Here is a 24795-nt window from a genome sequence, read left to right on the forward strand (position 1 = left end):
GGGCGCTGCCCCCGGACCCCCGCGCCTCAAACGCCGGCTGGGCTGGAATGGGGCGCCGGCGGGGCTGGGTGTGGCGTCTGCGGGGCTGGATTGGGTGGGGGGCCGGGGCGGTTGGTGGTGGGGGTCAGGTGCGGGTTACGCGTAGTTCCTTGATGCCGTTCAGCCAGGCCGCGCGCAGGCGGCGCGGGTCCTCGCCGGTCAGGCGGAGGTCCGGGAGGGCGTCGGCCAGGGCGTTGAAGATCAGGTCGATCTCCATGACGGCCAGGGACTTGCCGAGGCAGAAGTGCGGGCCGCCGCCGCCGAAGCCGAGGTGCGGGTTCGGGTCGCGGGTGATGTCGAAGAGTTCCGGGTTCCGGAAGACCTCGGGGTCGTGGTTGGCGGAGGAGTAGAACATTCCCACCCGGTCGCCCGCCTTGATCTTCTGGCCGCCCAGCTCGGTGTCCTGGGTGGCGGTGCGCTGGAAGGACACCACCGGCGTGGCCCAGCGCACGATCTCCTCCGCCGTCGTCGAGGGCCGGGTGGCCTTGTACAGCTCCCACTGCTCGGGGTGGGTCAGGAAGGCGTGCATGCCGTGGCTGATGGCGTTGCGCGTGGTCTCGTTGCCCGCCACGGCCAGCAGCAGCACGAAGAAGCCGAACTCGTCGGAGCCCAGGTTGCCCTGGCCCTCGGCGGCCACCAGCTGCGTGACGATGTCCTTGGCCGGGCACTCCTTGCGGGCGGCGGACAGGTTCATGGCGTAGCCGATGAGCTCCATGGCCGCGTTGGCGCCGACCTCTTCGGTGATCGCGTACTCGGGGTCGTCGTAGGCGATCATCTTGTTCGACCAGTCGAAGATCCGTGAGCGGTCCTCCTGCGGTACGCCGATCAGCTCGGCGATGGCCTGGAGCGGCAGCTCGCACGCGACCTGGGTGACGAAGTCGAAGCTGCCGTCGGCCGACGCGGCCACGGCCTCCTCGACGATCCTCCGGGCGCGGTCGCGCAGGGCCTCCTCCAGGCCGCGGACGGCCCGCGGGGTGAAGCCCCGCTGCACGATCTGGCGTACGCGGGTGTGCTCTGGCGGATCCATGTTCAGCATGATCAGTCGCTGGGCATCAATGGCATCACGCGGGATGTGCTCGTTGAAGCGGATGATCGCCGTGTTGGTGGTCGAGGAGTACAGCTCGGGGTGCGTGGACACGTACTTGACGTCCGCGTGCCGCGTCACGACCCAGTAGCCCTCGTCGTCGAAGCCGGTGATCCCCCGCCGCTGCGGACACCACCACACCGGAGCCGTCTGCCGCAGCCGGGCGAACTCCGGGAGCGGGACGCGGCTTTGGAGCAGGTCGGGGTCGGTGGCGTCGAAGCCTTCGGGCAGCGCGGGGCAGGACATCGGGCGACTCCAAAGTCTGACGGCCCATCAGAAGTTGGCTCGAAGGTAGTGACGAGTTCCAGAAGTGACAAGGGTCGGCGCGCCAACTGTTGCGTGTGGAATCCGTGCAGGCCGCGTGCAAGACCCTTGCGTGGCGGGGCTCCCAGTCATAAGACTGCGGGGAGAACTAGAACGCGTACTAGTTCGGGCGGGGCGCCGGGACGGCCCGCCGCGCTGGCGCTGTGCAGGAGAGGACGAGCTCATGGCCGCGGAACCCGTCATCGTCGAAGCCGTACGCACCCCCATCGGCAAGCGCGGGGGCGCGCTCGCCAACCTCCATCCCGCCTACCTGCTCGGCGAGACCTACCGCGAACTCCTGGCACGGACCGGAATCCAGCCCGACTGCGTCGAGCAGATCGTCGGCGGCACCGTCACCCACGCCGGCGAGCAGTCGATGAACCCCGCCCGCAACGCCTGGCTCGCCATGGGGCTCCCGTACGAGACCGCCGCGACCACGGTGGACTGTCAGTGCGGCAGCTCCCAGCAGGCCAACCACATGGTCGCCAACATGATCTCCGGCGGCGTCATGGACATCGGCATCGCCTGCGGCGTCGAGGCCATGAGCCGGGTGCCGCTGGGCTCGGGATCCAAGCACGGCCCGGGCAAGCCCTTCCCGGACGAGTGGAACGTCGACCTCCCGAACCAGTTCGAGGCCGCCGAGCGGATCGCCCGCCACCGCGGTCTGAGCCGCGAGGACGTCGACCGGCTGGGGGTGCTCTCCCAGGAGCGGGCCGCTGCCGCCTGGGCCGAGGAGCGCTTCAAGCGCGAGACGTTCGCCGTGCAGGTGCCGACGACCGAGGAGGAGCAGGCGGCCGGGCAGGGCATGTGGCGGCTGGTCGACCGGGACGAGGGGCTGCGGGACACGAGCATGGAGGCGCTGGCGCGGCTCAAGCCGGTCATGCCGACTGCCGTGCACACCGCCGGGAACTCCTCGCAGATATCCGACGGGGCCGCCGCCGTGATGTGGGCCTCGCGGAAGATGGCCCGCGCCCTCAAGCTGCGGCCGCGCGCGCGGATCGTGGCGCAGGCGCTCGTCGGTTCCGACCCGCACTTCCACCTCGACGGGCCGATCGACGCGACGCGTGCGGTGCTCGGCAAGGCCGGGATGTCGCTGAAGGACATCGACCTCGTGGAGATCAACGAGGCATTCGCCTCGGTGGTCCTCAGCTGGGCCCAGGTCTTCGACCAGGATTTGGAGAAGGTCAACGTCAACGGTGGCGGCATCGCGCTCGGCCACCCGGTCGGCGCCACCGGCGCCCGGCTGATCACGACGGCGCTGCACGAGCTGGAGCGCCGCGACAAGGAGTTCGCGCTGATCACCATGTGCGCGGGAGGCGCGCTGGCGACCGGCACGATCATTCAGCGCCTGTGACCCCCGCGGGCGCGCGCTGAACCCAGTGGGATGGGAAGACGAAGGCCCCGGTGGCCGGACCTGGGGAGGTCGGCCGTCGGGGCCTTCGCATGCGTGCCGCTCGTGCTACTCGCGCTGCCTGCACGGCTCGCGCTGTTCGCGCTGCTCGTGCTGCCTGCGCTGCCTGTGCTGTTCGTACTGCTGGTTCTGCCGCGTTCACTCGTGCTTCTACCGCTGGTGCGGGAGCCGGGACGGATGGTGCTGGTGATGCTGTTTCGGTGTCTGCTGCCACGGGGATGCCAAGCCGGGTCGGCTTAGTACCAGTGGTGCGACTGCCAGAAGTTCCAGGCGCCGACGGGGCTGCCGTAGCGGGAGTTCATGTAGTCCAGGCCCCACTTGATCTGGGTGGCCGGGTTGGTCTTCCAGTCGGAGCCCGCGGAGGACATCTTCGAGGCCGGCAGGGCCTGGACCAGGCCGTAGGCGCCCGAGGAGGAGTTCGTGGCGGTGTGGTTCCAGCCGCTCTCGCGGGACACGATGTTGTTGAACGCGGCGAACTGCGCCGGGTCCTTGATCATCTGCTGCGCGATCGCCTTGGCGTTCATCGGGGCGGCCTGCGCGGGAACCGTGGCGAGCATCGAACCGGCGACACCCAGGGCGAGGGCGGAGCCCACGAGGGTCTTCTTGGAAGCGGCGATGCGGCGGATGACGGCGTTGGACACGGAAAACCTTTCACAGGGGACAGGATCTGCCGCATGCATGCCGGAGCATGCGTGAGCCACTCACGCGGTGGAGAGGGGTTCGTCGGCGGCGGGTGAACCACCCGGGCCGCCTTGCGACTCATCCAGTTCTACAGACGCCCCGACCCCCTGGCAACGACCGCACTTACTAGCGGCCCTCGCAGTGGGTGAGGATCGGCCCCCCTGCGCCCTGATCATCGTCCGTGCAGGTGGAGAGCGGTTCAGAGGGGGTGATAAGGGCCCATTAAGGACTACTACCCCGGCTCGTATGTGACGTGGGTCCTGTGGGGCGGGTCACCGGCGAGAGCCCCGAATCTCATGCTCCGCGACCATTCGTACCCCTTTCAGGGGGTGCCCGAAAAGGGACTAAACCCCCGAATCGAAGGAAATCGGCGCATCGAACGCCGCTTTGCGGGTCGCCCGCCGCAGCGCCTTCAGCAGCGTGGCCCCCAGCGTCAGTGTCAGTACGACGGTCAGCGCGGCCCGGCCCAGGTCCCAGCCCAGCGAGGTCGCCAGGCAGTACGCCACGAAGCGCGCCAGGTTCGCCCCCACCGGGTCCCCGGGGTGGAAGGAGATGCCCTGGCCCATGCCCTGAAGGATCACCCACCCCTGCAGGTTCATGATCGTGCCGTACGCGAACGAGCCCACGAAGCCGTACGCCGCCAGCATCAGCAGCTCCGCCCGGCCCCGGATGCGCTCGGGGCCGGGCAGCAGCCCCGCGCCCAGCGCGAACCAGCCCAGCGCCAGCATCTGGAACGGCATCCACGGACCCACCCCGCCGGTCAGCAGCGCGGACGCGAACATGGTCACCGAGCCGAGGACGAACCCGAAGCCCGGACCGAGGACGCGGCCGCTGAGCACCATCAGGAAGAACATGGGCTCCAAACCGGCGGTCCCCGCGCCCAGCGGTCTCAGCGCCGCCCCGACGGCCGCGAGGACGCCGAGCATCGCCACCGCCTTGGCGTCCATGCCGTTGTCCGCGATGGTCGCGACGACCACGGCGACCAGCAGGGGCAGCAGCGCGGCGAAGAGCCACGGGGCGTCCTGCGAGTGCGCGAGGCCGGACTGCCGGTCGGCGAGGAGCGGCCAGCCGAAGGCGGCGATGCCGATGAGGGTGACCAGGACGAGGGCGGCCGCGGCCCGCGGGCCGATCCGTACGGGGCGGCTCGCGGTACGGCCGGGTGCGCGGCCGGATGCGCGGCTCGGTACCGGGCCGGCCGCGGGGCCCGCGGTGCGGCTTGCGGTGCGGCGGCTCACGGGGCCTCCGCCGGGTCGAGGGGGTCGCGGGCGGGGGAGCCGCCGGCGGCGAGCGCCCGGGCCACCTGGGTCACCGTGAGCCAGTGGCCCGGAGCCAGGATCTTGGCCACCTGGGGGGCGAAGGCAGGGGAGGACACGACGACCTCGGCGGTCGGCCCGTCGGCGACGATCTCGCCGCCGGCCAGGATGACCACCCGGTGCACCAGCTCGGCGGCGAGCTCCACGTCGTGGGTGGCCAGGACGATGGCGTGGCCCTGCACCGCCAGGGTCCGCAGGATCTCGATCAGGCGGGCCTTGGCGGCGTAGTCCAGACCGCGGGTGGGCTCGTCGAGGAGGAGCAGCGCGGGGCGGGCGGTCAGCACCAGGGCCAGGGCGAGGGCCAGGCGCTGGCCCTCGGACAGGTCCCGGGGGTGCGTGTCGTCGGCGACGTCCGGGAGCAGGGCGGTGACCAGGTCCCGGCAGGTGCCGGGGGCCGCGCCGGCGTCGGAGTCCGCGGCGGCGCACTCGCCCGCGACGGTGTCGGCGTACAGGAGGTCGCGGGGCTCCTGCGGTACGAGACCCACGCGCCGGACCATCTCCGGCGGCGGGGTGCGGTGCGGGGTGCGGCCGCCGACGGTCACGGAACCGGACGCGGGGGCGAGGGTGCCGACGAGGGCGGACAGGAGGGTGGACTTGCCGGCGCCGTTGCGGCCCATGAGGGCGATGACCTCGCCGGGGGCCACGGTGAGGTCGATGCCGTGCAGGACCTCCGTGCGGCCGCGCCGGACGGTGAGGTTCCTGACGTCGGCGGGTCCCGTGGGGTTCGCCGTGGCGGGGGCTTCGGCGGGCGGGCCGGTGCGCCGGAGCAGGCGCGCGAGCAGCCCCGGGGCTCCGCTGTCGGGGGCTCCGCCCCCGGACCCCCGCGCCTCAAACGCCGGCGGGGCTGGAGGGGCCGGGTGTTGTGCACCGGCAGGGTCGGATCGGGTGGGGGCCGGGTGTTGCGTGTGGTCAAGCGGGTTCGGCGGGGCTGGAGGGGCCGGGTGTTGTGCGCCGGGAGGGCTGGATCGGGTGGGGGCTGGGTATTGCGCGCGGTCAGGCGGGGCTGGAGGGGCCGCCGGGGCCGCGGCCGGGGAGTGTGTCAGGCGGGTGCGGAGGGGGGTGGCCCGGCGGCGGGCGTCGCGGACCGACAGGGGGAGCGGGGACCACCCCGCCAGGCGGCCCAGGGAGACCACCGGCGGGTGGACGGGCGAGACGGCCATGACCTCGGCCGGGGTGCCGAGGACGGGGGCCGCCCCCGTGGCGGGCAGGAGCAGCACCCGGTCGGCGTACTGCACCACCCGCTCCAGCCGGTGCTCCGCCATCAGGACGGTGGTGCCGAGGTCGTGCACCAGCCGCTGGAGCACGGCCAGGACCTCCTCCGCGGCCGCCGGGTCCAGCGCGGACGTCGGCTCGTCCAGCACCAGCACCTTCGGGTGCGGGGTCAGCACCGAGCCGATCGCCACCCGCTGCTGCTGCCCGCCCGAGAGGGTGGCGATGGGCCGGTCGCGCAACTCGTTCAGGCCGAGGAGGTCGAGGGTCTCCTCCACCCGGCGCCGCATCACCGCGGGAGCCAGGCCCAGGGACTCCATCCCGTACGCGAGCTCGTCCTCCACCACGTCCGTCACGAAGTGCGCGAGGGGGTCCTGGCCCACCGTGCCGACCACGTCCGCCAGTTCGCGCGGCTTGTGCGTGCGCGTGTCGCGGCCCGCGACCGTCACGCGGCCGCTCAGCCTCCCGCCGGTGAAGTGCGGGACGAGCCCGGAGACCGTCCCCAGCAGGGTGGACTTGCCGACGCCCGAGGGCCCCACGAGGAGTGTCAGCTCGCCCTCCGGGACCACCAGGTCGACCCCCCGGAGGGAGGGGGCACCCGCGCCCTCGTAGGTGACCGACACCTGCTCGAAGCGGATCACTGCGAAGCCTCCTTGGGCGGTACGGGTGCCACGAAGGCGGGCAGCAGGCCGATCAGGACCGCGGCAGCCGGCCAGATCGGCAGCGTGGGCGCGACCAGCGGGACCACACCGGGGTGCAGGCCCTCCGGGTCGAGGGTGCCCGCGCGGACGAGGAGGGCGGCGACGGCCGCTCCCGACCCGGCGACCAGCCAGGCGCGCGCGCCCCACCGGTCGGGGCGGTAGCGGGTCCGCACCGAGCGGCGCCCGCCGAGCCGCAGGCCCGCGAGGGCCAGGACCAGGCCGATGCCGAGCACGGGGAGCCCGTACGCGGCCCCCTGCGCGGCCAGCAGCCCGTACGTGCCCGCGCACATGCCGAGCAGGCCGCCGAGGGTCAGGACGTTGGTGGTGTGCCGGACGGCGGGCGGGACGTCGGCCGTCCGGCCGTACCCGCGGGCGTCCATCGAGGCGGCGGTGGCGACGGAGCGCTCCAGGGCGCCCTCCAGCACCGGCAGGCCGATCTGGAGGACGGCCTTGACCCCGCCGGTGGGACGGCCGCGCAGCCGGCGGGCGGTCCGCAGCCGGACGACGTCGGCCACCATGTTCGGCGCGAAGGTCATGGCGACGACGACGGCGACCCCGGCCTCGTACAGGGCGGCCGGGAGGGACTTCAGCAGCCGGGCCGGGTTGGCGAGCGCGTTCGCGGCGCCCACACAGACGAGGAGCGTGGCGAGCTTGGCCCCGTCGTAGAAGGCGAAGACCAGTTGCTCGGCGGTGACCCTGCCGCCGAACCGGATGCCCTGCGCCCATGCGGGCAGCGGGACCTCGGGGAGCGTGAACAGGGTGTGCGAGCCGGGGATGGGGGAGCCGAGCAGCATGGAGAAGAGGAGGCGCAGGCCGATGACGAACAGGCCGAGCTTGAGGAACGCCCCGTAGGAGCGGGCCCAGGGCGCGGAGGTGCGGCGGGCCGCGACGACGTAGCCGGCCACGCCCACGATCAGGCCGAGGACGAGCGGGTTGGTGGTGCGGGAGGCGGCCGTGGCCAGGCCGAGGGCCCAGAGCCACCACGCGCCCGCGTGCAGGGCGTTGCCGCGGGTCGCCAGCGGCTGCTGCCAGGGCCTGCGGCGCTCGTACGGGGCCCCCGGCGCGGGGCCGGCCGGCTGCCGGGCGCCACCGCGGCGGCCGTACGGAACCCCCTGCGCGGGCCCGCCGTCCGGCCGACCGGTGCGCGGGCCGGAGCCGGAGCCGGAGCCGGCCAGGGCGCGGGGGCGGGGACGGTCCGGGGCTCCGGCCGGCGGGCCGGCGGGTCCGCCCGGACCGGCGTGTGCCGCGCCCGGCTCCGACCCGGAAGTGGGGCCGCCCTCCGGCCGTCCGGAGCGGGCCCGGCCGACGGCAGCTCGCGCGGCGCCGGGCTGTGCCGCGCCCCGTTCCGCCGCGTCGGGCTGCGTGGCGCCGGGCTGCGTCACATCGGGTCGTGCCGCGCCGGGCTGCCCCGCCACGGCCCGCGCCGTGGCGGGTGGGGCGGGGTGGCCGGGCTTCGGCGTGTGCGCCGTGTTGTCCCGTGGGCCGGGTGCCCGGTCGGGGAGGGCGGCGGGCGGGGTCATCGGTTGCGGCGGCGGGACTGCCAGATGCCGGCCGCCGCCAGGGCCGCCACCGCGGCGATGCCGGCCAGCAGGCCCGCCGAGGGGCCGCCGCCGCCCCGGGACGCCGTGGACGAGGGCGCCGCGGAGGGGGAGCCGGTGGCCGCCGGGGCGTCCTCCATCGGCTCCCCGCAGCCCTGCTTCGGGTAGCCGGAGATCGCGCAGAGCAGCGCCGCCCCGTTGTAGCGCAGCGGTTTGGCGACCGCCGCCAGTGCCTCGGCCGTGGTCGCGTCCGGCGCCACGTGCGCGCAGGCCGTGCGCGGCGCGTCCTGGGGCGGGGCCTCGCCCGCCGGGGCGTCCGCGGGGACGCCGAAGTCGACGATCAGGGCCACGCGCTTGCGGCCCGCCACCGGGTCGGTGCTCCCGCAGACCGCCGCGAAGTCGGCCGGGGACCGCGGCTGCGCCGCCTCGTCCCCGGCGTCCTTGCTCACCGCGAAGCGGAAGCCCTGCACGGAGCCGTCCGCCGGGCGCGCCATCGAGGGGCCTTGGGTGGCGTACGTCCACCGGCCGCCCGCGCCGCCCGCGCCGCCCGCGCCGCCCGCGCCGTCCCAGAAGGACCAGTAGCGGTAGCCCGCCGCCAGCGCCGGGCCGGCGGCCAGGAGGGAGAGGACCGTACCGAGGGCCAGCGTGAAGGCCAGGACCCGGGCGGCCGGACCACGGCGGGCGGGAGCCCGGTCCGGGCCGGGCCCCCGGGAGCCGTGCCCCTCCGGGCCGGTCGGGTGCGGCGGCGGACGGCGGCGCATCAGAGCTGGTTCTTCTTCCGGCGGCCGCTCAGCAGGATGCCGATGCCCATGCCGGCGGCGGCGCCCGCGCCGACGATCCACCAGACGTTCTGGCTGCCCGAGTCGCCGTCCTTGCCGCTGTCCACCTTCTTGGCGCCGGTGTCCGCGCCCTGCGGGGCCGGGCCGGTCGCGTTCAGCTGGGCGACGAGGTCGGCTCCGCCGAAGGACTTCGGGTCCGCGCCCGTGGCGTGCGCGGCCAGGATGAGCGCGCCGAGGGCCGCCGGGCTGTCCTTCGCCCAGGGGGCCGAGTTGGCCTTGAGCCACTCCAGTGCGCCCGCCGCCGACTGCTCGTGTCCGGCCGCGGCCAGGGCGATCACCGCGTCGACGGTGTTGCCGGTGTCGGCGGCCGGCTGGTCCGCGCCCGGGGTCAGGGCCGTGAGGTGGCCGTCCTTCTTGAGGGCTTCCGCGAGGTAGCCGGCCGCGCCCTGAGCGGCGGCCGCCGGGTCGGCGGAGGCCGCCGGGCAGACCAGCGGGGCCGCCGGGGTGTCCGTGGTCGACTGGGGCACGGCCGCGCCCCTGCCGAGCCCGGCGAGCGTCGCGGCGGCCGTCGCGTCGGGGTTGGCGAGGAGCTTGCCGTCGACCGGCTGGTACGCGAACGCGCCCCGGTCGGCGGCCGGTTCGGCGGCGCAACCGAGCTGGAAGGGGAACAGGCCCTCGTACGCCGACTTCCCGGCCTTGGACCGGACCTCGGCCGGCTTCTCGCCGGCCACCGCGAGCGCGCTGATCACCAGGGCGGTGGAGTTGGCCTCGCTCGGGGAGCCCGGGACGTACGCCCAGCCGCCGTCCTCGTTCTGCACGGACTTCAGCCAGCCCACGGTCCTCGCGACCGCGGCGTCCTGGCCGCCGAGGGCCTTCAGGGCCTGCACGGCCGCGGCGGCGGCGTTGGTGTCGTACATCGTCTTGTCGTCGCACGCCGCGGCCGTGTCGGCGCGGAAGGAGGCGAAGGCACCGTTCGCGCAACTCTGGCCCACCAGCCAGTCGACGGCCTGCGGGGCGGGCTTGACGCCCACGGTGTGCTGGGCGAGCAGCGCGAAGGACTGCCGCCACACGCCGTCGTACGTCGGGTCGTTCTTGCCGTACAGGCCGGAGGGGATCACCGGGGGCGCGGACGGGGAGGCGGGCGGCGCGGTGTCGGCGAGGGCTGCGGGGGCGGCACCCACGCAGAGCACGGCGGAGGCGGCGAGCGCGGCGGCGCTGCGGCGGACGATCATGGGGCGGATGCCTCTCGTGCCGGGGAGCGGGAGGCAGGCACGCGCAGGCACCGGGCTCCGGCTCCGTATACCTCGACGGTGCCGGCCGCCGGGGGACCCGGCGGCACGAGCCGCGCACCTCCGCTACGGGGCATTCCGGCTCCCCGCCCCGGTGGGAGCCGGGGCGGGTCACGGTTGCGGGTCAGCGCCGGAATCGCACCGGCTTCCCCCCGTACGGAAGTGTGGACGACCTGCCCACTGTACCGGCCCGTAGCTCCCGTGCCCGGGGCGCCGGCCTGCCGCACCCCTTACCGGGCCGCGGCCGCGGGGGTGCCCGTACGGCTCACAGCGCCCGGTACGCCACCGGGTCGCTGCCCGGGACCGCCTCCGCGCGGCCCTGCTTCACCAGGCGCCGCAGGTGCGCCTCCGCTTCCGAGACGGCGATGTTCCGGGAGCCGTACGGGATCTGCTCCCAGGGCCGGTTCCACTCCATCCGCTCCGCCAGCGCCCACGGGGTCAGCGGCTCGGCGAGCAGCTCCCACAGCCCGGTCAGCCGCTCCTCGTGGTGGTCCAGCAGCTCCCGCACCCGGGCGGGGGCGTCGGTGAAGGCGTGCTGGTGGGCCGGGAGCACCTCGGCGGGGCGCAGCCGGCCGATGCGTTCGAGGGAGTCGAGGTAGTCGCCGAGGGGGTCGGTGACGCGGGTCACGCCGTGTTCGTCGGGGGCCTCGTACAGGCCGATGTGGGGCGAGATCCCGGGCAGCAGGTGGTCCCCGGAGAAGAGGCGGCCGTTGCCGGGGAGCCGGGCGGGGTGTTCCTCCTCCAGGTGGAGGCAGACGTGGCCGGGGGTGTGGCCGGGGGTCCAGACGGCCCGCAGCCGGCGGCCGGCGAGGGGGAGCAGCTCGGTGGGGACGATCTCCCGGTCGGGGACGGCGGCCCGCAGTCCGGGCAGGGTCCGCAGGCGGCCGCTCGCCCGGGCGGCGCGGAGCGGGGCGACGTGTTCCTCGGGGGCTCCGGCGGCGGCGAGCTTCTCGCTCATGTAGTCGAACCAGACGCCGGGCTCGGAGGCGCGGGTGCGCACGACGACCTCGGTGTCGGCGGCGTGCATGGCGATCCACGCCCCGGAGGCCTCCCGGACCTGGCCGGACAGGCCGTGGTGGTCGGGGTGGTGGTGGGTGATGACGACGCCGTGGACGTCGGAGACGGAGGTGCCGAGGGCGGCGAGGCCGCCGGCGAGGGCGTCCCAGGAGTCGGGGTCGTCCCAGCCGGTGTCGATGAGGACCGGGCCGCGGTCGGTGTCGAGGACGTGGACGAGGGTGTGCCCGAGCGGGTTGTCGGGGATGGGGACCTTGACGGCCCAGACGCCTCCGCCGTGGTCGGTGACCCGCGGGGGCGTCGGCGGGGCCGGGTGCGGGGCCGCCTGCGGCCTCACCCGCGGCGGTGCCTGCGGGGTGGTGTGCGACGTGTCCTCCGGCATGAGGGCCCCCTGTCTGTGAACCTGTCGGTGCACCTGTCCGTACACCCGACGGCGAACGAGAACTTGTTGCAGTAGTAGCCCAAGTCGACCATCTTCGGGCCCATCTGACTAGTCGTTGGATCTTCTCCGTCGTTCTGCCCTGGCCGTGGACTCCTGGAACTAGAACTGGTATCAGTTCGGGAACGCCAAGCCGCAGGAGGCATCAGCCATGACGGAGCTCGTGGAACACGGACAGCTGTTCATCGGCGGGGAGTGGACGGATCCGCTGGGCACCGGGACGATCCGGGTCGTCTCCCCCCACACCGAGCAGGTCATCGGCTCCGTCCCGCACGCCTCGGAGGCGGACGTCGACCGGGCGGTCGCGGCGGCGCGCAGGGCCTTCGACTCCGGGCCCTGGCCGCGGATGAGCCTGGAGGAGCGGATCGCGGTCGTCTCCCGGATCAAGGACGCCATCGCCGTCCGGCACGAGGAGATCGCCCGCTCGATCAGCTCCCAGAACGGCTCCCCGTACTCCTGGAGCGTCCTGGCCCAGGCGCTCGGCCCGATGATGGTCTACGACGCCGCGATCACCGTCGCGCGCGCCTACCCGTACGAGGAGCACCGCCAGGGCGCCCTCGGGCCGATCCTGGTGCGCCGCGAGCCGGTGGGGGTCGTCGCGGCCGTCATCCCGTGGAACGTGCCGCAGTTCGTGGCGGCCGCGAAGCTCGGCCCCGCGCTCCTGAGCGGCTGCTCCGTCATCCTGAAGCCCTCCCCGGAAGCCCCCCTCGACTCCTACATCCTCGCCGACATCGCGCGCGAGGCCGGGGTGCCGGAGGGCGTCCTGTCGATCCTGCCCGCCGACCGCGAGGTCAGCGAGTACCTGGTCGGGCACCCCGGCGTCGACAAGGTCGCCTTCACCGGTTCGGTCGCCGCCGGGCGGCGCGTGATGGAGGTCGCCGCCCGCAACCTCACCCGCGTCACCCTCGAACTCGGCGGCAAGTCCGCCGCCGTCGTCCTGCCGGACGCCGACGTGGCGGCCGCAGTCGCCGGGATCGTGCCCGCGGCCTGGATGAACAACGGCCAGGCCTGCGTGGCCCAGACCCGCGTCCTCGCGCCGCGCAGCCGGTACGGGGAGGTGGCCGAGGCCCTCGCGGCCGCGGCGGGCGCGCTCGTCGTCGGCGACCCCCTCGACCCCGCCACCCAGCTCGGCCCGCTGGTGGCCCGGCGGCAGCAGCAGCGCTCCCTGGGCTACATCCGCATCGGCCAGGAGGAGGGCGCGAAGATCCTCACCGGTGGCGGCCGCCCGGCGGACCAGGAGCGGGGCTGGTACGTGGAGCCCACCCTCTTCGGCGACGTCGACAACTCCATGCGGATCGCGCAGGAGGAGATCTTCGGGCCGGTCGTCTGCCTGATCCCGTACGGGGACGAGGCGGAGGCCCTGCGCATCGCCAACGACTCCGAGTTCGGCCTGAGCGGCAGCGTCTGGACGGGCGACGTCGAGCACGGCATCGACTTCGCCCGCCAGGTCCGCACGGGCACCTTCAACGTGAACACCTTCAGCCTCGACATGCTGGGGCCGTTCGGCGGCTACAAGAACAGCGGTCTGGGGCGGGAGTTCGGCCCGGAGGGGCTCGGCGAGTACCTGGAGCACAAGATGATCCACCTGCCCGCGGGCTATGCGGCGGGTGCTGCCGAGGCGGGGGCCTGATGGGCGACCGCTGGCAGGTCGAGGTGGACCGCGGGGTCTGCATCGGCTCGGGGATGTGCGTGAACCACGCCCCGGAGGGCTTCGCCCTCGACACCGCGCGCCAGGCGCACCCGCGCACGGCGCAGACGGACGCGAACGAGCCGGTCCTCACGGCGGCGGAGGGCTGCCCGGTCGAAGCCATCCTGATCACCCTGGCCGCCACGGGCGAACCGGTCTTCCCCCCGGAGGAGTAGCCCCCGGTCAGGCCCGGTCCGGGGGCTGTGGCACACTCCTGCGACGATCACCGGCGGACCCGCCTCCGGCGACGTCGACGGAGGCGGGGACCTCATGCGTGCGAGTAAATGGGTAGGGGCCGCGGTTCGGAGCCCGTCGTCCTGACGGCCACCACATCATCAAAGGCGACGGCGGGGGCCTTGCACCGGCGGGATCAGGCCTTTTCCGGGGACGTCAGGTCGATCAGCCGGCAGACCGTCTCGATGTCGATCTTGACCTGGGCTATCGAGGCGCGGCCCGACAGCCACGTGATCAGCGCCGAGTGCCAGGTGTGCTCGATGACGCGGACCGCCGAGAGCTGTTCGGCCGTCGGCGGGGCCTCCAGGCCCATCGCGTCCAGGATGATCGCCGTCGTCAGCCGGGACACCGTGTCCACCTCGGGACTCACGCTGCGGTCCGCGAACGTCAGCGCCCGCACCATCGCGTCGGCCAGGTGCGGTTCCCGCTGGAGGGCGCGGAAGGCCCGCATCAGGGTCTCCGCGACCCGGGCCGCCGGGTCGTCGCCCGCCGGCGGCCGCTTGCGCAGCGTGGCGTGCATGTGCTGGAGCTGGTCCTGCATGGTGGCGACGAGCAGGTGCACCTTGGACGGGAAGTACCGGTACAGCGTGCCCAGCGCGACGCTGGACGACTCCGCGACCTCGCGCATCTGCACGGCGTCGAAACCGCCCCGGCTGGCCAGCTGGGCGCTGGCGTGCAGGATCCGGCGGCGGCGCGCCTCCTGGCGCTCCGTCAGGGGAGGGGACGCCGGCGTGGTGACGGCCTTCGCTTCCGCTGTCATGTGTCCCGTTCCATGGCGTTCCGTGTCGTGTGCGGGGGTGGATGGGGGGCAGGTTCCGGGCTGATCCGGGGTCAGCATGCCAGGCGCCGGAGTCGTGGCGCGAATCACCTGCTCCGCCTCTTACGGTGTAGTTTCCGGCCGGTAGATTCAATGGTCTCCGACGGATCAAGTCTGAAACTTGTTCTACATTATCCGAGCGGTTACGCTCCGGCGAAAGTGCAGGGAGATGGGGGCCGAGAGTGACCGCTGAGGCCATGATGACAAGCCCTTTCGCGGGCTCCGCCACTGACGGCGACCGCCCGATGCGCATCGCACTGCTCACCTATAAGGGGAACCCGTTCTGCGGCGGGCAGGGCGTCTACGTCCGCCACCTCTCGCGCGAGCTCGTGCGCCTCGGACACTCCGTCGAGGTCATAGGCGCGCAGCCCTACCCGGTCCTCGACACGGGCGCCACGCTCACCGAGCTGCCGAGCCTGGACCTCTACCGGCACCCCGACCCGTTCCGGACCCCCAAGCGCGACGAGTACCGGGACTGGATCGACGCCGTCGAGGTCGCCACCATGTGGACCGGCGGCTTCCCCGAGCCGCTCACGTTCTCGCTCCGGGCCCGGCGCCACCTCGCCGCCCGCGCCGGCGAGTTCGACGTCGTCCACGACAACCAGACCCTCGGCTACGGCCTGTTGGGCGACCTCGGCGCGCCGCTGGTCACCACCATCCACCACCCCATCACCGTCGACCGGCAGCTGGACCTCGACGCCGCCAAGGACCGCCGCAAGCGCGCCTCCGTGCGCCGCTGGTACGGCTTCACCCGCATGCAGGGCCGCGTCGCCCGCAGGCTGCCCTCCGTGCTGACCGTCTCGGGCTCCTCCAAGCAGGAGATCGCCCAGCACCTCGGCGTCCGGGACGAGCGCATCCACGTCGTCCACATCGGCGCCGACACCGACCTCTGGTCGCCCGACGAGTCCGTCGCCGAGGTCCCCGGCCGCATCGTCACCACCTCCAGCGCCGACGTCCCCCTCAAGGGCCTCGTCCACCTCGTCGAGGCGCTCGCCAAGCTGCGCACCGAGCAGCCGGCCGCCCACCTCGTCGTCGTCGGCAAGCGCGCCGAGAAGGGGCCGGTCGCCCGCGCCATCGAGACGTACGGGCTCCAGGCCGCCGTGCGCTTCGTCAAGGGCATCACCGACGCCGAACTCGTCGACCTCGTCCGCAGCGCCCAGATCGCCTGCGTCCCCTCCCTGTACGAGGGCTTCTCGCTGCCGGCCGCCGAGGCCATGGCCACCGGCACCCCGCTCGTCGCCACCACCGGCGGCGCGATCCCCGAGGTCGCCGGCACCGACGGCGAGACCTGCCTGGCCGTGCCCCCCGGCGACGCGGGCGCCCTGGCCGCCGCGCTGGGCCGGATGCTCGGCGACCCCGAGCTGCGCGCCCGCCTCGGCGCCGCCGGGCGCGAACGGGTCCTGACCCGCTTCACCTGGGCCAAGGCCGCCGAGGGCACCGCCGCGCACTACCGCGCCGCCATCGCGGCGGCCGCCGCCCGCACCCCCGGTACCCGGTGACCTTCCGCCCCGGCCGATCCCCCCGATCCACGCCCCACCCCCACCCCCACCCCCTCCACCCCCGCGACCGCGAAGGCAGGACCCCGTGCTGACCGTCGATTTCTCCCGGTTCCCGCTCGCCGCAGGCGACCGCGTACTCGACCTGGGCTGCGGCGCAGGCCGGCACGCCTTCGAGTGCTACCGGAGAGGCGCCCAGGTGGTCGCCGTCGACCGCAACGGCGAGGAGATCCGCGAGGTCGCCAAGTGGTTCGCCGCCATGAAGGAGGCCGGCGAGGCCCCGGCCGGCGCCACCGCCACCGCCATGGAGGGCGACGCGCTCGCGCTGCCCTTCCCCGACGACTCCTTCGACGTCGTCATCATCTCCGAGGTCATGGAGCACATCCCCGACGACAAGGGCGTCCTCGCCGAGATGGTCCGGGTCCTCAAGCCCGGCGGCCGCATCGCCATCACCGTCCCGCGCTACGGCCCCGAGAAGATCTGCTGGACGCTCTCCGACGCCTACCACGAGGTAGAGGGCGGCCACATCCGCATCTACAAGGCCGACGAGCTGCTCGGCAAGATGGAGGCCGCCGGCCTCAAGCCGTACGGCACGCACCACGCCCACGGGCTGCACTCCCCGTACTGGTGGCTCAAGTGCGCCTTCGGCGTCGACAACGACCAGGCCCTGCCCGTCAAGGCGTACCACAAGCTCCTGGTCTGGGACATCATGAAGAAGCCCCTCGCCACCCGCCTCGCCGAGCAGGCCCTCAACCCGGTCATCGGCAAGTCCTTCGTGGCGTACGCGACCAAGCCGCACCTCCCCGTCGGCGCCGCCCAGTGACCTCACCCGGGCGCACCGAGCCGGAACACCTCGTCCTGGACGGCGTACTGACCGCCGAACAGGCCGCGCTGACCGTCGCCGGCATCCTCGCCGCGCAGCGGTCCGACGGGGCCATCCCGTGGTTCCGCGGCCACCACCTCGATCCGTGGGACCACACCGAGGCCGCCATGGCCCTGGACGCGGCCGGCGAGCACGAGGCGGCCGAGCGGGCGTACGCCTGGCTGGTCCGCCACCAGAACCGGGACGGCTCCTGGTACGCGGCCTACGCCGACCGGCCCGACGGGGTGGACACCGCCGCGCCGCAGGACCCGAGCCGGGAGACCAACTTCACCGCGTACATAGCCGTCGGCGTCTGGCACCACTACCTGTCCACCGGCGACGACGCCTTCCTGGACCGCATGTGGCCGGCCGTCTACGCGGCCGTGGAGTGCGTACTGACCCTCCAGCAGCCCGGCGGCGAGATCGGCTGGAAGCGGGAGGCCGACGGCACGCCCGTCACCGAAGCCCTGCTGACCGGCTCCTCCTCCATCCACCAGGCGCTGCGCTGCGCCCTGGCCATCGCCGAGCACCGCGAGGAGCCGCAGCCCGACTGGGAGCTCGCGGCGGGCGCCCTGCGCCACGCCATCCGGCGCCACCCGGAGCGCTTCCTCGACAAGAACCGCTACTCGATGGACTGGTACTACCCGGTCCTGGGCGGGGCCCTGACCGGAGCCGAGGCGTCGGAGCGCCTCGCGGAGCGCTGGGACGAGTTCGTGGTCCCCGGCCTGGGGGTGCGCTGCGTCCTGCCGAACCCGTGGGTCACGGGCGGGGAGTCCTGCGAGCTGGCGCTCGCGCTGTGGGCGACGGGGGAGTCCGACCGGGCCCTGGAGGTCCTGCGGTCGATCACGCACCTGCGCGCCGACAACGGCATGTACTGGACGGGCTACGTGTTCCAGGACGAGGCGGTCTGGCCGGTGGAGCAGACGACGTGGACCGCCGGGTCCCTGCTGCTCGCGGTCGCGGCGCTGGGCGGGGACGAGGCCACCACCGAGGTGTTCGGCGGGGCCTCGCTCCCGGCCGGGCTGGAGCCCGACTGCTGCGGCTGACGCCGCTGCTCCGGCTGACGCCGGTGCCGCCGGACCGGCGTCAGCCGGAGCAGCGGCGTCAGCGGCGTCAGCGGCGGTAGAGCCAGCCGGCGACGGCGTGGCCTATGAGGAGGTAGGCCACGGCAGCGACGCCGTAGCCGACGACGACCTGGACCCATTCGCGACTGAAGGTGAAGAGGTCGTAGGACCAGCCGGCCAGCCAGCTGGCGGCGTCGTGGATGAAGTCGACGAGGCCGTTCGCCTGGTTCGCCTCCAGCAGGTACAGGAGGATCCAGAGGCCGATCACGAGGGCGAGCACGTCCGCCACCAGCGCGACGGCACGGCCTGCCTGACTGCTTCCCCGGGTACGCGTCCGCGTGTGTGATGTCATGCACCCCGTATTGCCGCCCGGGCGTGTCGTAAACGTGCCGTAAAGACGAACGTGCACCCGAACGGGCCCTCCTGGAGGGCGGATCAGGACATCCCGGGCGAGGCTGCGGAAGACACCTCAGTCCCCGGAGGCAATCGTGGCCGTACCCACAACCGTCCGATTCCGTCGATCCCTCGCCGCCGTGGTCCTGTCCACGTCGCTGTTGGCCGGTGCCACCGCGTGCGGCGGCGGCGGTGAGAGCAGGGCCCAGGGCGAGAGCATCTCCATGGCCTCGGCGGCCGAGCTGGCGGCCCTCGCGGCCGCGGTGCCGGCCGCGAACGAGGCCGACGAGGCCGCCGCCGTGACGCCGTCGCCCAGTACGAGCGCCGAGAAGCAGAAGTTCGCCAAGACGCGGTTCGTCGCCAACGCCGGGCTCGCGGCCGGGGCGACGTACCAGTGGATCATCAAGCCGTACCAGGCGGGCAAGTTCAAGAAGGGAGCGAAGGGACGTACGTTCGCGCTGGTCAAGGCGGGTCTCGCCGGTGCCTTCGCTTACAACCGGCTGAAGGCCGCCGCCGCCAACGCCAAGGGCGACCCGTTGCTCTCGAAGGCCCTGGTCCCGCTGACGGCGGGCATCGAGTCCCTCAAGGGGCTCGGCACCAAGCTCCGCAAGGGCCAGGCGGGCGACGCCGACGTCGGCGCCTTCCAGGACGTCATCAACGGCGTCAAGGAAGCCGGCAAGAGCGCGGGGGCCACGGTGACCGACAAGGTCCCGAGCGTGTCCCAGCTCGGCGGGTAGCCGGCGCAGCGGGTGCCCGGCGGGAAGATGCCCGGCGGGCCCCCGCGACCGGGCGACGGGCGGCCGCGCTTTCGCAGCCGCCCGGTCCGCCGCCCGGGTGCGCCGCCCCGAAGCGGGTGGCCGGTCAGAGCGGGGACACGGCCTCGCGCCGGCCGCTCGTGTCGACGAGGACCTGGAGCATCTGCCGGAGCTTCGTGCTGGAGACGTGCGTGGTGTACGGCAGGTAGACCACTTCGACGCCCACGGCGGCGAAATCGCGCTCCCATCGGGCGCCGCGCGCGGTGCCCTTCCAGTCTTCGCCCTTGAACAGGCGGTGGAAGCCGACGTCGTGCCAGGCCTCCATCTTCTCCAGCGTGTTGTCGGCCACGGCTTCGTCGACGAACTCCACCGAGCGGACGATTTCGAGCCGCTCGTGGAGCGGGATGACGGGGGCGTGCCCCTTGTGGGCCGCGACCTCGTCGACGAGCACCCCGGCGACCAGATGGTCGCAGTGGGCCCGGGCCTGTCTGAGCAGGTTGAGGTGTCCGACGTGGAACAGGTCGAAGACACCGGATGCGTAGCCGATGATGCGGGGCAAGGGGTTCTCCAGCGCGGTGCGATACCCCTCGGGTACGCGGGGCTGCCTGATGCTAGAGCAGCCCTGGCCTGGTGCTCGCGCGGGGGTCGGCCAGGGGTGGCGGGAGCGGTCGGGCCTGTTTCAATGGGGCGTGATCGAAATCGTGGTGGCCCTGCTCGCAGCGGCCGGGGCCGGCTGGCTGCTGCGGCGCAAGCACCTGCGCCGGGTGGCCGCCGGACCGGTGCCCGGGATCCCCTGCATGGCCCGGCAGCCGGCCGGCGCGGGCCGCTGGCGCCCGGGCCGGGTGTACGCCGAAGAGGGCGAGGCCCGCTGGGCCCCCGTACGGGGTGAGCCCGTCCCGCTGCCGGACGGCCGGGCCGCGGCGGTCCGGGCGCCCTCCGTGAAGGAGGCGATGTCCATCAACCCCGGCTCGCGGATCGTGACCTGCGCGTACGGGGACGGCGGGACCATCGAGATCGCCGTCATGGCACTGGATCTGCGGGAGCTCCTGGAGGTGGTCCCGCGGCCGGGGAATGACCCCGACGCCGAGGCCGGCACCGAGAACCGGAACTAGAGCCGGCTTCGGTGCAGTCGGGGCGCCGTGCCCGGGGCGGCGTGCGACCGGTTCGGGCCGGCGGGGGATCCACCGGATTCCGAACCGCCGCGGGGTGCTCCTCCGGGGCCGGGGCTAGCTGTTGAGTTCCGCCAGGACGCGCAGGGTGTGCGGGTCCGGGGCCGTCAGGAGCAGGTCGGTGACGGGGCCCTTGCGCCACAGTTCCAGACGTTCGGCAATCCGGTCGCGGGGGCCGATCAGGGAGATCTCGTCGGCGAAGGCGTCCGGGACCGCGAGGACCGCCTCCTCCTTGCGGCCGGCGAGGAACAGCTCCTGGATGTGGCGGGCCTCGTCCCCGTACCCCATGCGCGCCATCAGGTCGGCGTGGAAGTTGCGGGCCGCGTGGCCCATGCCGCCGATGTAGAAGCCGAGCATGGCCTTGACGGGGAGCAGGCCCTCGGCGACGTCGTCGCAGACCTCGGCGCGGGTCATCGGCGCGATCATGAACCCGTCGGGGAGGTCGGCGAGGGAGGCCTGGTAGACGTCGGTGCGGGTCGGCGACCAGTAGAGGGGGAGCCAGCCGTCCGCGATGCGGGTGGTCTGGGCGATGTTCTTCGGGCCCTCCGCGCCCAGGAGGAGCGGCAGGTCGGCGCGGAGCGGGTGCGTGATGGGCTTGAGCGGTTTGCCGATGCCGGTGCCGTCCTCCCCGCGGTACGGGTGCTGGTGGAAGCGGCCGTCGAGGGCGACCGGGCCCTCGCGCCGCAGGACCTGGCGGATGACGTCGACGTACTCGCGGGTCGCGGTCAACGGGCTCGCGGGGAACGGGCGCCCGTACCAGCCCTCGACGACCTGCGGTCCCGACAGGCCCAGTCCCAGCATCATCCGGCCGCCGGAGAGGTGGTCCAGGGTGAGCGCGTGCATGGCGGTGGCGGTGGGGGAGCGGGCGGCCATCTGCGCGATGGCCGTGCCGAGGCGGATCCGCGAGGTGTGCGCGGCGATCCAGGTCAGCGGGGTGAAGGCGTCCGAGCCCCAGGCCTCGGCGGTCCACACGGAGTCGTAGCCCAGGCGCTCCGCCTCGGTGGCGAGGTCGAGGTGGTCCGGGTGGGGGCCGCGGCCCCAGTAGCCGAGTGCGAGTCCCAGGCGCATGTACGGTCCCCTCCGCGCGATGCCGTTCCTGACGATGCGTCAGGTGACTGTAGGGCAACGGCCCCCCGCCCGGAAGGGGGCGGGGGGCCGTTGCCGACGGTCCGAGGCGCGGGGGCGCGGGGGCTCAGCCGCGCTGGATGTTCGACGTGTCGTTGAGGACGCCGCGGCGGCCGTCCTGGGTCTGCGCGATCAGCGTGGCCGGGCCGCGCTGGTCGACGGCCAGGTACCAGGTGCCCGGCGCGAGCTCGGCGATGGGGGCGGGGGAGCCGTCCTCGCCGAAGAGGGGCCGGGCCACCGGGACCGCGAACCAGAACGGGGTGAAGTCCGCGGCCGGAGCCGGCTGGCCCCCGCGGGACGCGTCCTGCGGACCCGGGCCGGGGGCCGGGGCCGGGGTGGGCTCGTGGGTGCCGCCGTAGGGCGGGACCGGCTGCGGGGTGTTGCCGTACGGCTGCTGCTGCCCGCCCGGGTAGCCGTAGCCGGCGCCCGGCTGGGGCTGGCCGCCGTACGGCGGGATCGCGGCCGGCCTCGGCTCCGGCACCAGGCCGCCGGCGAGCGCCGGGACCTTGGAGCCGAACAGGGCCACGCCGGCGAGGAGCAGGGTCGCCAGGAAGGCGATGACGGCGCCCGCGCCCAGGTCGATCCCGCTCGGGCAGGTGATCAGCGCCCACAGCGCGGACCAGGCCGCCGACACCGCGAGCACGGTGCCCCAGGCGCCGAGCGGAAGGCCCAGCACCTTGCGCGTCTCCGGCTGGAAGCGGGCGGCGACGAGCAGGCCGGCCGCGATGAAGCCGATCAGGAAGACGCTGGGGAGGACCAGCCGGTAGACGTCGGTGTCCCAGGCGCTCGGGAGGTCGGTACCGGTGGCGGAGTAGAAATCGAGGAACGAGGCGATGAACAGCAGCACCGCTGCTCCGATCACCACGCCGTCGCCTCGAGTGAGGGAGCGGATGTTCACGTCTTAGGTGTCCTTCTCGGTCTCGGTCGTGTCGTGGTGCCGCGGTCGCAGAGCGTGCCTGGAGCGGGGCGGGCGGCACCATGGTACGGAGGTCACCGGGGTCCGAGGGGATCGGGGCGGCGAGCGGTCCCGGCGGGACCGCCCGTGGGGACTACCCGCCGAGGAAGCCGACGATGCCGTTCGCGATGCCCTGGGCCGCCTTCTGCCGCCACTCCGGACTCGTCAACTGCGCCGCGTCCTTGGCGTCACGCATGTTGCCGCATTCGATGAACACCTTGGGGCGGGTTGACAGGTTCAGTCCGCCCAGATCGTTGCGGACGACCAGTCCGGTCCCGCTGCCCAGGTAGTTGGCGGGGGCTGAACCGGTGGTCCGGGCGAAGTTCCCGGCGATCCGCTCGCCGAGTTCGCGGGAGGGTCCGACGATCTTCGCGGTGTCGGCGCCGCCCGCCTTGACGGTGGCCGGGAGGATGACGTGGAAGCCGCGGCTGCCGGCCGAGACCCCGTCCGCGTGGACCGAGACGACGGCGTCGGCGGCCGCCTCGTTGCCGATGCGGGCGCGCTCGTCGATGCACGGCCCCCAGGGCCGGTCGGCCTGATGGGTGAGGACCACCTTGACGCCCTGAGCCTCCAGGACGGCCTTGAGGCGGAGCGAGACATCGAGGGTGAACTCGGCTTCCATGTAGCCGGAGTTCGTGGTGGTGCCGGTGGTGTCGCACTCCTTGCGGTTGGTGCCGATGTCCACCTGCTTGTTGATTTCCCTGCTGTGCTTGAAGTTGCCGGTGTTGTGGCCGGGGTCGATGACGACCGTCCGGCCGGTCAGCGGTCCCTTGGCCGGGGCGGGCGCCGCGGAGGCCGCCGGGGAGGGTGAGGCGGAGGCGGATGCCGATGTGGAGACCGAAGCCGAGGGGCTGCCCGTCGCCGGGGCGGCGCCGGGCTTCGCGTCCGGGCCGGACGCCGCGGACGCCCCGGGGGGCCGCTCCCCGGCTCCGTCGGAGACCAGCACCTGGGTCAGCAGCCAGCCCGCCAGGCAGGCCGGCGCGACCGCGGCGGCCGCGACGACGAGCGTGGAGCGGCGGGCGTACCAGGGACGGTCCGGGCTGACCGCAGAGCCGGACTCGGGGGAGGGGGAACTGTCGTCGTAGCGCACGCGGCGATGCTAGACCTGCGCTCCCGCCCCCGTACGGACCCTGGGCCATCCGGGGGCGCGGTGCGGTTATATGCCGGGACGGTGTGCTTATGTGCCGGGTCGGTACGCGCCCTACAGGCCGGGACCGGTCCGGCGCAGCACGCGCAGCGAGTCCGTGACGGACGTCTCCTCGAAGGCCCCGGAGGCCAGGGCGCGCTGGTGGATCCGGTACGGGGCCTGCCCGCCGTCGGCCGGGTCCGGGAACACGTCGTGGATGACGAGCGTCCCGCCCACGGCGACGTGCGGGGCCCAGCCCTCGTAGTCGCCGGTGGCGTGCTCGTCGGTGTGGCCACCGTCGATGAAGACCAGGCCGAGCGGACCGGCCCAGGCCGCGGCGACCCGCGGGGAGCGGCCGACGACGGCGATGACGTGGTCCTCCAGGCCGGCCGCGTGCAGGGTGCGGCGGAAGGTGGGCAGCGTGTCCATCAGGCCGACCTCCGGGTCCACGACGGTCGGGTCGTGGTACTCCCAGCCGGGCTGCTGCTCCTCGCTGCCGCGGTGGTGGTCCACGGTGATCGCGGCCACCCCGGCCTCGCGGGCGGCGTCGGCGAGCAGGATCGTGGAGCGGCCGCAGTACGTGCCGACCTCCAGCAGCGGGAGCCCGAGCGCGGCGGCGGCGACGGCCGCCTCGTACAGGGCGAGGCCCTCCCGTACGGGCATGAACCCCTTGGCGGCCTCGAAGGCGGCGAGGGTCTCCGGCTGAGGGGTGGCCATGTCGTCTCCGGCGGGGGTGAGGGGTGGTCGGGCCTGGGCGCTCATGTTGCCCTACCGCCCGGTAGCGGTCCATGGCGGGGGCCGGGCGGGCCGGGGTCCGCGGTGCGCGGGGCGTCGCACTCGAACCAGACCGTCTTGCCGACGGGCAGCGGCAGGCAGCCCCAGCGGTCGGTCAGCGCCTCGACGAGGAGCAGGCCCCGGCCCCCCTCGGCGGGTTCCCCCGGTCCCTTGTGCGCGGGAGCGGGGCGGACGGGGTCCGGGCAGGCGTCCGACACCTCGACCCGCAGCCCGTCCGGCTGCCGCAGGATCACCACCCGGCAGACCCGCCCCGGCACGTGCCGCACGACGTTCGCGACCAGCTCGGTCAGCGCCAGCTCCGCGTCCCCGGCCAGCCCGGCCAGACCCCAGTGGTGCAGGAACGCCCGCAGGATCCGCCGTATCGGCCGGGCCGAGTGCTCACCGACGGTGAAGCCCATGCGGTAGCTGTCGCCGATGCCCGCGGGGAGCAGGTCAGTTGCGTGATTCATGGCACCAGGGTGGAGCGGGATGGTTACGCTCGGCTACGGCTTGAAACGAACGCCACACCGCGTGAACT

24 protein-coding genes and 1 riboswitch are annotated in these 24795 nt (G+C 73.8%); of the genes, 8 read left to right on the plus strand and 16 right to left on the minus strand.

What is annotated here, in order from left to right; translation table 11 throughout:
* Positions 1-124 precede the first annotated feature (124 nt).
* A complete protein-coding gene (locus ACFWTC_RS13465; RefSeq protein WP_383915397.1) occupies positions 125-1369 on the minus strand; it encodes a cytochrome P450 in 1245 nt (414 codons plus the stop codon).
* A gap of 241 nt (positions 1370-1610) precedes the next feature.
* On the opposite strand from ACFWTC_RS13465, the gene ACFWTC_RS13470 reads away from it, so the two are divergent.
* Positions 1611-2780 (plus strand): steroid 3-ketoacyl-CoA thiolase, encoded by a 1170-nt coding sequence (locus ACFWTC_RS13470; RefSeq protein ID WP_383915398.1) that lies wholly within the window; start codon positions 1611-1613, stop codon positions 2778-2780.
* Between the two features lie 293 nt (positions 2781-3073).
* On the opposite strand, the gene ACFWTC_RS13475 is transcribed toward ACFWTC_RS13470, so the two are convergent.
* The 7 genes from ACFWTC_RS13475 to ACFWTC_RS13505 all read right to left on the minus strand — a co-directional run bounded on the left by ACFWTC_RS13475 (position 3074) and on the right by ACFWTC_RS13505 (position 11743).
* Positions 3074-3517: a transglycosylase SLT domain-containing protein gene (locus tag ACFWTC_RS13475; RefSeq protein ID WP_383915399.1), complete on the minus strand. Its 444-nt coding sequence runs from the start codon at positions 3515-3517 to the stop codon at positions 3074-3076.
* 345 nt (positions 3518-3862) lie between these two features.
* On the minus strand, positions 3863-4648 hold the full coding sequence (locus ACFWTC_RS13480) for an ECF transporter S component (RefSeq protein ID WP_383915418.1): 786 nt from the start codon (positions 4646-4648) through the stop codon (positions 3863-3865).
* Positions 4649-4749: 101 nt separating this feature from the next.
* Positions 4750-6681 (minus strand): ABC transporter ATP-binding protein, encoded by a 1932-nt coding sequence (locus ACFWTC_RS13485; RefSeq protein WP_384027879.1) that lies wholly within the window; start codon positions 6679-6681, stop codon positions 4750-4752.
* Positions 6678-7760, minus strand: a complete 1083-nt coding sequence (locus ACFWTC_RS13490; RefSeq protein ID WP_383915419.1) for an energy-coupling factor transporter transmembrane component T — start codon at positions 7758-7760, stop codon at positions 6678-6680. The genes ACFWTC_RS13485 and ACFWTC_RS13490 overlap by 4 nt, the downstream gene beginning before the upstream one ends.
* Before the next feature lie 497 nt (positions 7761-8257).
* On the minus strand, positions 8258-9040 hold the full coding sequence (locus ACFWTC_RS13495; RefSeq protein WP_384074191.1) for an SCO2322 family protein: 783 nt from the start codon (positions 9038-9040) through the stop codon (positions 8258-8260).
* A complete protein-coding gene (locus ACFWTC_RS13500) occupies positions 9040-10290 on the minus strand; it encodes a prenyltransferase/squalene oxidase repeat-containing protein (protein WP_384027878.1) in 1251 nt (416 codons plus the stop codon). Before ACFWTC_RS13500 ends, ACFWTC_RS13495 begins: the two co-directional genes overlap by 1 nt.
* A gap of 128 nt (positions 10291-10418) precedes the next feature.
* A riboswitch (cobalamin riboswitch) is annotated at positions 10419-10499 on the minus strand.
* A gap of 113 nt (positions 10500-10612) precedes the next feature.
* Positions 10613-11743, minus strand: a complete 1131-nt coding sequence (locus tag ACFWTC_RS13505) for an MBL fold metallo-hydrolase (protein ID WP_384027877.1) — start codon at positions 11741-11743, stop codon at positions 10613-10615.
* A gap of 208 nt (positions 11744-11951) precedes the next feature.
* Between ACFWTC_RS13505 and ACFWTC_RS13510 the strand changes: the two genes are divergently transcribed.
* Positions 11952-13430, plus strand: coding sequence for an aldehyde dehydrogenase (locus ACFWTC_RS13510; RefSeq protein ID WP_384027876.1), 1479 nt, complete (start codon positions 11952-11954; stop codon positions 13428-13430).
* Complete coding sequence (locus ACFWTC_RS13515; protein ID WP_383915405.1) at positions 13430-13663, plus strand: ferredoxin; 234 nt, start codon at positions 13430-13432, stop codon at positions 13661-13663. The genes ACFWTC_RS13510 and ACFWTC_RS13515 overlap by 1 nt, the downstream gene beginning before the upstream one ends.
* 194 nt (positions 13664-13857) lie before the next feature.
* On the opposite strand, the gene ACFWTC_RS13520 is transcribed toward ACFWTC_RS13515, so the two are convergent.
* Positions 13858-14481: a TetR family transcriptional regulator gene (locus ACFWTC_RS13520; RefSeq protein WP_383915406.1), complete on the minus strand. Its 624-nt coding sequence runs from the start codon at positions 14479-14481 to the stop codon at positions 13858-13860.
* A 239-nt stretch (positions 14482-14720) separates the two neighbouring features.
* On the opposite strand from ACFWTC_RS13520, the gene ACFWTC_RS13525 reads away from it, so the two are divergent.
* The 3 genes from ACFWTC_RS13525 (at position 14721) to ACFWTC_RS13535 (ending at position 17942) form a co-directional block, all read left to right on the plus strand.
* Positions 14721-16037, plus strand: coding sequence for a glycosyltransferase family 4 protein (locus ACFWTC_RS13525; RefSeq protein ID WP_384027875.1), 1317 nt, complete (start codon positions 14721-14723; stop codon positions 16035-16037).
* A gap of 85 nt (positions 16038-16122) precedes the next feature.
* The gene (locus tag ACFWTC_RS13530; protein WP_267725400.1) at positions 16123-16857 is read left to right on the plus strand and encodes a class I SAM-dependent methyltransferase; all 735 of its coding nucleotides are present in this window, start codon (positions 16123-16125) and stop codon (positions 16855-16857) included.
* On the plus strand, positions 16854-17942 hold the full coding sequence (locus ACFWTC_RS13535) for a prenyltransferase/squalene oxidase repeat-containing protein (protein ID WP_383915408.1): 1089 nt from the start codon (positions 16854-16856) through the stop codon (positions 17940-17942). Before ACFWTC_RS13530 ends, ACFWTC_RS13535 begins: the two co-directional genes overlap by 4 nt.
* A 67-nt stretch (positions 17943-18009) precedes the next feature.
* On the opposite strand, the gene ACFWTC_RS13540 is transcribed toward ACFWTC_RS13535, so the two are convergent.
* The gene (locus tag ACFWTC_RS13540) at positions 18010-18312 is read right to left on the minus strand and encodes a hypothetical protein (protein ID WP_384027874.1); all 303 of its coding nucleotides are present in this window, start codon (positions 18310-18312) and stop codon (positions 18010-18012) included.
* 136 nt (positions 18313-18448) lie between these two features.
* Here ACFWTC_RS13540 and ACFWTC_RS13545 point away from each other — a divergent pair, with 136 nt between their 5' ends.
* Positions 18449-19090, plus strand: coding sequence for a hypothetical protein (locus tag ACFWTC_RS13545; protein ID WP_384027873.1), 642 nt, complete (start codon positions 18449-18451; stop codon positions 19088-19090).
* Positions 19091-19214: 124 nt separating this feature from the next.
* On the opposite strand, the gene ACFWTC_RS13550 is transcribed toward ACFWTC_RS13545, so the two are convergent.
* Complete coding sequence (locus ACFWTC_RS13550) at positions 19215-19667, minus strand: adenylyltransferase/cytidyltransferase family protein (protein ID WP_383932217.1); 453 nt, start codon at positions 19665-19667, stop codon at positions 19215-19217.
* A gap of 130 nt (positions 19668-19797) precedes the next feature.
* Here ACFWTC_RS13550 and ACFWTC_RS13555 point away from each other — a divergent pair, with 130 nt between their 5' ends.
* Positions 19798-20220 (plus strand): hypothetical protein, encoded by a 423-nt coding sequence (locus ACFWTC_RS13555; RefSeq protein WP_383932215.1) that lies wholly within the window; start codon positions 19798-19800, stop codon positions 20218-20220.
* Positions 20221-20334: 114 nt separating this feature from the next.
* Here ACFWTC_RS13555 and ACFWTC_RS13560 read toward each other — a convergent pair whose 3' ends face one another.
* The 5 genes from ACFWTC_RS13560 to ACFWTC_RS13580 all read right to left on the minus strand — a co-directional run bounded on the left by ACFWTC_RS13560 (position 20335) and on the right by ACFWTC_RS13580 (position 24727).
* The gene (locus ACFWTC_RS13560; protein WP_383932213.1) at positions 20335-21345 is read right to left on the minus strand and encodes an LLM class F420-dependent oxidoreductase; all 1011 of its coding nucleotides are present in this window, start codon (positions 21343-21345) and stop codon (positions 20335-20337) included.
* 124 nt (positions 21346-21469) lie between these two features.
* On the minus strand, positions 21470-22300 hold the full coding sequence (locus ACFWTC_RS13565) for a hypothetical protein (RefSeq protein WP_383932211.1): 831 nt from the start codon (positions 22298-22300) through the stop codon (positions 21470-21472).
* Positions 22301-22451: 151 nt separating this feature from the next.
* Positions 22452-23447: an N-acetylmuramoyl-L-alanine amidase gene (locus ACFWTC_RS13570; protein ID WP_383932209.1), complete on the minus strand. Its 996-nt coding sequence runs from the start codon at positions 23445-23447 to the stop codon at positions 22452-22454.
* Between the two features lie 111 nt (positions 23448-23558).
* Positions 23559-24200 (minus strand): class I SAM-dependent methyltransferase, encoded by a 642-nt coding sequence (locus tag ACFWTC_RS13575; protein ID WP_383932207.1) that lies wholly within the window; start codon positions 24198-24200, stop codon positions 23559-23561.
* Between the two features lie 41 nt (positions 24201-24241).
* Positions 24242-24727, minus strand: a complete 486-nt coding sequence (locus ACFWTC_RS13580; protein WP_383932206.1) for an ATP-binding protein — start codon at positions 24725-24727, stop codon at positions 24242-24244.
* Positions 24728-24795: the final 68 nt, after the last annotated feature.

Origin of the sequence: Streptomyces sp. NPDC058619 (assembly GCF_042717785.1) — a bacterium.
GTDB lineage: Bacteria > Actinomycetota > Actinomycetes > Streptomycetales > Streptomycetaceae > Streptomyces.